Origin of the sequence: Bacillus sp. FJAT-49736 (genome assembly GCF_018343615.1) — a bacterium.
Lineage (GTDB): Bacteria > Bacillota > Bacilli > Bacillales > Bacillaceae_C > Margalitia.
The window spans coordinates 2,210,543-2,217,108 of record NZ_JAGYPI010000001.1; the positions used below are offsets into that span (position 1 = coordinate 2,210,543).

The 6,566-nt window shown below is 48.0% G+C and carries 1 protein-coding gene, 21 tRNA genes and 2 rRNA genes; all 24 read right to left on the bottom strand.

What is annotated here, in order from left to right:
* Window positions 1-50: 50 nt before the first annotated feature.
* The gene (locus tag KHA87_RS11465; protein WP_213094328.1) at window positions 51-665 is read right to left on the bottom strand and encodes a hydrolase; all 615 of its coding nucleotides are present in this window, start codon (window positions 663-665) and stop codon (window positions 51-53) included.
* A 197-nt stretch (window positions 666-862) separates the two neighbouring features.
* Window positions 863-934, bottom strand: a tRNA-Glu gene (locus KHA87_RS11470).
* Window positions 935-948: 14 nt separating this feature from the next.
* Window positions 949-1,039, bottom strand: a tRNA-Ser gene (locus tag KHA87_RS11475).
* Window positions 1,040-1,051: 12 nt separating this feature from the next.
* Window positions 1,052-1,126, bottom strand: a tRNA-Asn gene (locus tag KHA87_RS11480).
* A gap of 40 nt (window positions 1,127-1,166) precedes the next feature.
* Window positions 1,167-1,243: transfer RNA gene (locus KHA87_RS11485), tRNA-Ile, on the bottom strand.
* An 11-nt stretch (window positions 1,244-1,254) separates the two neighbouring features.
* Window positions 1,255-1,328 (bottom strand) — tRNA-Gly (locus KHA87_RS11490).
* A 5-nt stretch (window positions 1,329-1,333) separates the two neighbouring features.
* Window positions 1,334-1,409, bottom strand: a tRNA-His gene (locus KHA87_RS11495).
* A gap of 38 nt (window positions 1,410-1,447) precedes the next feature.
* Window positions 1,448-1,523 (bottom strand) — tRNA-Phe (locus tag KHA87_RS11500).
* 49 nt (window positions 1,524-1,572) lie between these two features.
* Window positions 1,573-1,649, bottom strand: a tRNA-Asp gene (locus KHA87_RS11505).
* 40 nt (window positions 1,650-1,689) lie between these two features.
* Window positions 1,690-1,763: transfer RNA gene (locus KHA87_RS11510), tRNA-Met, on the bottom strand.
* Window positions 1,764-1,911: 148 nt separating this feature from the next.
* A tRNA-Ser gene (locus tag KHA87_RS11515) sits at window positions 1,912-2,004 on the bottom strand.
* A 9-nt stretch (window positions 2,005-2,013) separates the two neighbouring features.
* Window positions 2,014-2,090, bottom strand: a tRNA-Ile gene (locus KHA87_RS11520).
* A gap of 12 nt (window positions 2,091-2,102) precedes the next feature.
* A tRNA-Met gene (locus KHA87_RS11525) sits at window positions 2,103-2,179 on the bottom strand.
* 18 nt (window positions 2,180-2,197) lie between these two features.
* Window positions 2,198-2,273, bottom strand: a tRNA-Ala gene (locus tag KHA87_RS11530).
* Between the two features lie 9 nt (window positions 2,274-2,282).
* Window positions 2,283-2,359, bottom strand: a tRNA-Pro gene (locus tag KHA87_RS11535).
* 9 nt (window positions 2,360-2,368) lie between these two features.
* Window positions 2,369-2,445: transfer RNA gene (locus KHA87_RS11540), tRNA-Arg, on the bottom strand.
* Window positions 2,446-2,508: 63 nt separating this feature from the next.
* A tRNA-Leu gene (locus KHA87_RS11545) sits at window positions 2,509-2,597 on the bottom strand.
* Between the two features lie 10 nt (window positions 2,598-2,607).
* Window positions 2,608-2,682 (bottom strand) — tRNA-Gly (locus tag KHA87_RS11550).
* Window positions 2,683-2,695: 13 nt separating this feature from the next.
* Window positions 2,696-2,777: transfer RNA gene (locus tag KHA87_RS11555), tRNA-Leu, on the bottom strand.
* 25 nt (window positions 2,778-2,802) lie between these two features.
* A tRNA-Lys gene (locus KHA87_RS11560) sits at window positions 2,803-2,878 on the bottom strand.
* Window positions 2,879-3,057: 179 nt separating this feature from the next.
* Window positions 3,058-3,133: transfer RNA gene (locus tag KHA87_RS11565), tRNA-Thr, on the bottom strand.
* Between the two features lie 155 nt (window positions 3,134-3,288).
* A tRNA-Val gene (locus tag KHA87_RS11570) sits at window positions 3,289-3,364 on the bottom strand.
* A 9-nt stretch (window positions 3,365-3,373) separates the two neighbouring features.
* Window positions 3,374-3,490 (bottom strand): 5S ribosomal RNA (gene rrf / locus KHA87_RS11575).
* A 100-nt stretch (window positions 3,491-3,590) separates the two neighbouring features.
* Window positions 3,591-6,548, bottom strand: a 23S ribosomal RNA gene (locus KHA87_RS11580).
* Window positions 6,549-6,566 lie beyond the last annotated feature (18 nt).

Genomic DNA, 6,566 nt, shown 5'->3' on the forward strand with positions numbered 1-6,566 from the left:
AAGAGAAAAACGCTATTCTAAGCGTTTTTCTTTTTTTTTGTTAAATATTATTATTTATTATTTATTATATGTTTAATATTCAATAAGCTCTTATCAACAGAAGTCTCAATATAACCAACTATTTGATTAAAAGTAAAAACATTAAGCTTTTTATTTATAACTTCTTTTTTGTACTCCATATCTTCCAAAACAAAAGGTATGAATTCTTCCACATCCTTACACCTAACCTCTTGCAAATCAATAATAGCAGGAAAATAATTAAGCATTGTTTTCAGACTGTCTTTTAAACCATAATATTCTAGTATTTTCCCATTCAATAATCGAAAATCATTATGGTACAAATGGAATATTTCTTTATCCGATTCCATCCTATTTTTTAACCAAGGAAGATAAAACCCTTTCAACCATAAATCATCCGCAATTAAATGTGTATAATACCCTAGTACATAAAGATTTTCTACTTGCGAATGATATTTATGTAAAAAACGTCCATAATCAATGCTCCTGGAATAATCAGTTACATCACCTATAAAGTAATGAGATGACTCCTTTGGTGTTACAGCATCTGGTGCAATGCCTCCTATTAAAAACGGTAGTCGATCTTCTATGGATAATCTCTCAGCAATTCTATTGGCTATAACTAAATGCATTATTCTTGATCCCAACTTCCCCTCACCCTTTCCCATTTTCATCAACTATATATCCTTAATTATTAAAGGATCAATCTTCAAAATCCTATTTTGATTTTAACATAAAATTACATTTCTAAAATTTTATTTTGATATAATTCAAAAGAGTCTGCCTTTTCTTTACATAAAAAAAAGAATTTCTCATATACATGAAAAATTCTTTTAAAATAATATGACCCGTACGGGATTCGAACCCGTGTTACCGCCGTGAAAGGGCGGTGTCTTAACCGCTTGACCAACGGGCCCAGATAATATGTAATGGCGGAGAAGGAGGGATTTGAACCCTCGCGCCGGTTACCCGACCTACACCCTTAGCAGGGGCGCCTCTTCAGCCACTTGAGTACTTCTCCAAAAAAAAAAAATGGCTCCGCAGGTAGGACTCGAACCTACGACCGATCGGTTAACAGCCGATAGCTCTACCACTGAGCTACTGCGGAACAATAAATGGAAAGTTATTTTGCTATTGCAAAAAAACTCTGGTGGGCCTAAATGGACTCGAACCATCGACCTCACGCTTATCAGGCGTGCGCTCTAACCAGCTGAGCTATAGGCCCATTATGTAATTTGGAGCGGGTGATGGGAATCGAACCCACGACAACAGCTTGGAAGGCTGTAGTTTTACCACTAAACTACACCCGCAAATATGGGGCGACTAGTGGGAATCGAACCCACGAATGTCGGAGCCACAATCCGATGCGTTAACCACTTCGCCATAGCCGCCATAAATAATATACAAAAATGTGAATTCTAGACAAAAATGGTGGCTCGGGACGGAATCGAACCGCCGACACAAGGATTTTCAGTCCTTTGCTCTACCGACTGAGCTACCGAGCCATATTAATATATTGTACCTAAAAGCAGATAACTACCAAAAAAATAAAAATGGCGGTCCGGACGGGACTCGAACCCGCGACCTCCTGCGTGACAGGCAGGCATTCTAACCAGCTGAACTACCGGACCTAAGTTTTTTCAAGGAAACTTGAAAATAACTTTCCTTATATTGCGGGGGCAGGATTTGAACCTGCGACCTTCGGGTTATGAGCCCGACGAGCTACCGGACTGCTCCACCCCGCGACGATAAATATTATTAAATTCCCCATATGCACATTGGACTGTCCCGATTTCAGAAAGCCTATTCAAGTAGCGGCTCAATCGGTACAACTCGCAGATAATTCGATGAAGTAACGCTTGTTGCTCCACCCCGCGACGATAATTATTCATATGGCGGAGGAAGAGGGATTCGAACCCCCGCGCGGTTTAACCCGCCTGTCGGTTTTCAAGACCGATCCCTTCAGCCAGACTTGGGTATTCCTCCGAATGTATATGGTGGACCTTGTAGGACTCGAACCTACGACCGGACGGTTATGAGCCGTCTGCTCTAACCAGCTGAGCTAAAGGTCCATTTATATTTTATGGTAGCGGCGGAGGGGATCGAACCCACGACCTCACGGGTATGAACCGTACGCTCTAGCCAGCTGAGCTACGCCGCCATAAAATAAATATTATATTGGTGGAGCCTAGCGGGATCGAACCGCTGACCTCCTGCGTGCAAAGCAGGCGCTCTCCCAGCTGAGCTAAGGCCCCATTCTGTAATGGTCGGGAAGACAGGATTCGAACCTGCGACCCCATGGTCCCAAACCATGTGCTCTACCAAGCTGAGCTACTTCCCGTCAAATATATGGCGCGCCCGAGAGGAGTCGAACCCCTAACCTTTTGATCCGTAGTCAAACGCTCTATCCAATTGAGCTACGGGCGCATATTATGCATGATTATTTTACTTTGCATAGTATGGATGATTATTTTGCTCTGCAAAAAATCTTGGTGCCGAGGACCGGAATCGAACCGGTACGGTAGTCACCTACCGCAGGATTTTAAGTCCTGTGCGTCTGCCAGTTCCGCCACCCCGGCAAAGATTATCTGGAGCGGAAGACGGGATTCGAACCCGCGACCCCCACCTTGGCAAGGTGGTGTTCTACCACTGAACTACTTCCGCAGATAATTTGCGATGCGGGTGAAGGGAGTCGAACCCCCACGCCTTGCGGCGCCAGATCCTAAGTCTGGTGCGTCTGCCAATTCCGCCACACCCGCGTTATAATAATGATGTAAAAAAACATGGTGAGCCATGAAGGACTCGAACCTTCGACCCTCTGATTAAAAGTCAGATGCTCTACCGACTGAGCTAATGGCTCGTATCTAAGTTTCATAATGTTTCTTATATTACTTCTGCTAAAGTGCATCTACGACGTCCAGCTTTCAGTAAGCCTATTCAAGTAGTAACTCAAGCTGTACGCTGAGGCGTCGCTACGAAGCCTACTCGGTCGTGCTCTACCGACTGAGCTGATGGCTCGTATCTAAGTTTCTTTTAAAATGGTGCCGGCCAGAGGACTTGAACCCCCAACCTACTGATTACAAGTCAGTTGCTCTACCAATTGAGCTAGGCCGGCATTATAGGAAAATAAACTGCTGATTAATTACTGCTTGCAATTGTCGTCCAGCTCTCAGAAAGATTATTCAAGTAGCAGCTCGAACTGTACGCTGATGTTTTGCTACGCAGCGATTTCGATCGTGCTCTACCAATTGAGCTAGGCTAGCAAATTTATGGTGGAGGATGACGGGATCGAACCGCCGACCCCCTGCTTGTAAGGCAGGTGCTCTCCCAGCTGAGCTAATCCTCCAATAGGTAAGCCTGGCAACGTCCTACTCTTGCAGGGGGAGAGCCCCCAACTACCATCGGCGCTGAGAAGCTTAACTTCCGTGTTCGGGATGGGAACGGGTGTGACCTTCTCGCCATTATTACCAGACCTCAGTTTTTTGCTGAACGCAAAATAACTTTCTTTTTGTAAGGGTTTGTTCCCTCAAAACTAAATACTGCAGAAGAATCAAGTAAAGAGAATCGCTTTTTTGGTTAAGTCCTCGATCGATTAGTATTCGTCAGCTCCATGTGTCGCCACACTTCCACCTCGAACCTATCAACCTGATCATCTTTCAGGGATCTTACTAGCTTGACGCTATGGGAAATCTCATCTTGAGGGGGGCTTCATGCTTAGATGCTTTCAGCACTTATCCCTTCCGCACATAGCTACCCAGCGATGCCTTTGGCAAGACAACTGGTACACCAGCGGTGCGTCCATCCCGGTCCTCTCGTACTAAGGACAGCTCCTCTCAAATTTCCTACGCCCACGACGGATAGGGACCGAACTGTCTCACGACGTTCTGAACCCAGCTCGCGTACCGCTTTAATGGGCGAACAGCCCAACCCTTGGGACCGACTACAGCCCCAGGATGCGATGAGCCGACATCGAGGTGCCAAACCTCCCCGTCGATGTGGACTCTTGGGGGAGATAAGCCTGTTATCCCCGGGGTAGCTTTTATCCGTTGAGCGATGGCCCTTCCATGCGGAACCACCGGATCACTAAGCCCGACTTTCGTCCCTGCTCGACTTGTAGGTCTCGCAGTCAAGCTCCCTTGTGCCTTTACACTCTACGAATGATTTCCAACCATTCTGAGGGAACCTTTGGGCGCCTCCGTTACTCTTTAGGAGGCGACCGCCCCAGTCAAACTGCCTGCCTGACACTGTCTCCCACCCCGATTGAGGGGTGCGGGTTAGAATTTCAATACAGCCAGGGTAGTATCCCACCGACGCCTCCACCGAAGCTGGCGCTCCGGCTTCAAAGGCTCCTACCTATCCTGTACAAGCTGTACCAAAATTCAATATCAAGCTGCAGTAAAGCTCCACGGGGTCTTTCCGTCCTGTCGCGGGTAACCTGCATCTTCACAGGTACTATAATTTCACCGAGTCTCTCGTTGAGACAGTGCCCAGATCGTTACGCCTTTCGTGCGGGTCAGAACTTACCTGACAAGGAATTTCGCTACCTTAGGACCGTTATAGTTACGGCCGCCGTTTACTGGGGCTTCAATTCAGAGCTTCGCTTGCGCTAACCCCTCCTCTTAACCTTCCAGCACCGGGCAGGCGTCAGCCCCTATACTTCGCCTTGCGGCTTCGCAGAGACCTGTGTTTTTGCTAAACAGTCGCCTGGGCCTATTCACTGCGGCTCTCTCGGGCTTGCACCCTACCAGAGCACCCCTTCTCCCGAAGTTACGGGGTCATTTTGCCGAGTTCCTTAACGAGAGTTCTCTCGCTCACCTTAGGATTCTCTCCTCGCCTACCTGTGTCGGTTTGCGGTACGGGCACCTTTTACCTCACTAGAGGATTTTCTTGGCAGTGTGGAATCAGGAACTTCGGTACTATATTTCCCTCGCCATCACAGCTCCGCCTTCACGGTTACGGGATTTGCCTCGTAACCAGCCTAACTGCTTGGACGCACATATCCAACAGTGCGCTTACCCTATCCTCCTGCGTCCCCCCATCGTTCAAACGGTAAAGAGGTGGTACAGGAATATCAACCTGTTGTCCATCGCCTACGCCTTTCGGCCTCGGCTTAGGTCCCGACTAACCCTGAGCGGACGAGCCTTCCTCAGGAAACCTTAGGCATTCGGTGGAAGGGATTCTCACCCTTCTTTCGCTACTCATACCGGCATTCTCACTTCTAAGCGCTCCACCAGTCCTTCCGGTCTGGCTTCACCGCCCTTAGAACGCTCTCCTACCACGGACACCTACGGTGTCCATCCACAGCTTCGGTGATACGTTTAGCCCCGGTACATTTTCGGCGCAGAGTCACTCGACCAGTGAGCTATTACGCACTCTTTAAATGGTGGCTGCTTCTAAGCCAACATCCTGGTTGTCTAAGCAACTCCACATCCTTTTCCACTTAACGTATACTTTGGGACCTTAGCTGGTGGTCTGGGCTGTTTCCCTTTTGACTACGGATCTTATCACTCGCAGTCTGACTCCCAAGCATAAGTATTTGGCATTCGGAGTTTGTCTGAATTCGGTAACCCGATGAGGGCCCCTAGTCCAAACAGTGCTCTACCTCCAATACTCTTCATCTTGAGGCTAGCCCTAAAGCTATTTCGGAGAGAACCAGCTATCTCCAAGTTCGATTGGAATTTCTCCGCTACCCACACCTCATCCCCGCACTTTTCAACGTGCGTGGGTTCGGGCCTCCAGTAAGTGTTACCTTACCTTCACCCTGGACATGGGTAGATCACCTGGTTTCGGGTCTACGACCTCATACTATGTTCGCCCTATTCAGACTCGCTTTCGCTGCGGCTCCGCCTCATCAGCTTAACCTTGCATGAAATCGTAACTCGCCGGTTCATTCTACAAAAGGCACGCTATCACCCGGCATTTTTCCAAAGGAAAATATGCACAGGGCTCTAACTACTTGTAGGCACACGGTTTCAGGTTCTCTTTCACTCCCCTCCCGGGGTGCTTTTCACCTTTCCCTCACGGTACTGGTTCACTATCGGTCACTAGGGAGTATTTAGCCTTGGGAGATGGTCCTCCCTGCTTCCGACGGGATTTCACGTGTCCCGCCGTACTCAGGATCCACTCTGGAGGGAACGAAGTTTCAACTACAGGGTTGTTACCTTCTTTGACGGGCCTTTCCAGACCTCTTCATCTACTCCGTTCCTTTGTAACTCCGTATAGAGTGTCCTACAACCCCAAGAGGCAAGCCTCTTGGTTTGGGCTTCTTCCGTTTCGCTCGCCGCTACTCAGGAAATCGCAATTGCTTTCTCTTCCTCCGGGTACTTAGATGTTTCAGTTCCCCGGGTCTGCCTTCCTTATCCTATGTATTCAGATAAGGATACTGCTCCATTACGAGCAGTGGGTTCCCCCATTCGGAAATCTCCGGATCAAAGCTTGCTTACAGCTCCCCGAAGCATATCGGTGTTAGTCCCGTCCTTCATCGGCTCCTAGTGCCAAGGCATCCACCGTGCGCCCTTACTAACTTAACCTATAAGGTTATTACTACT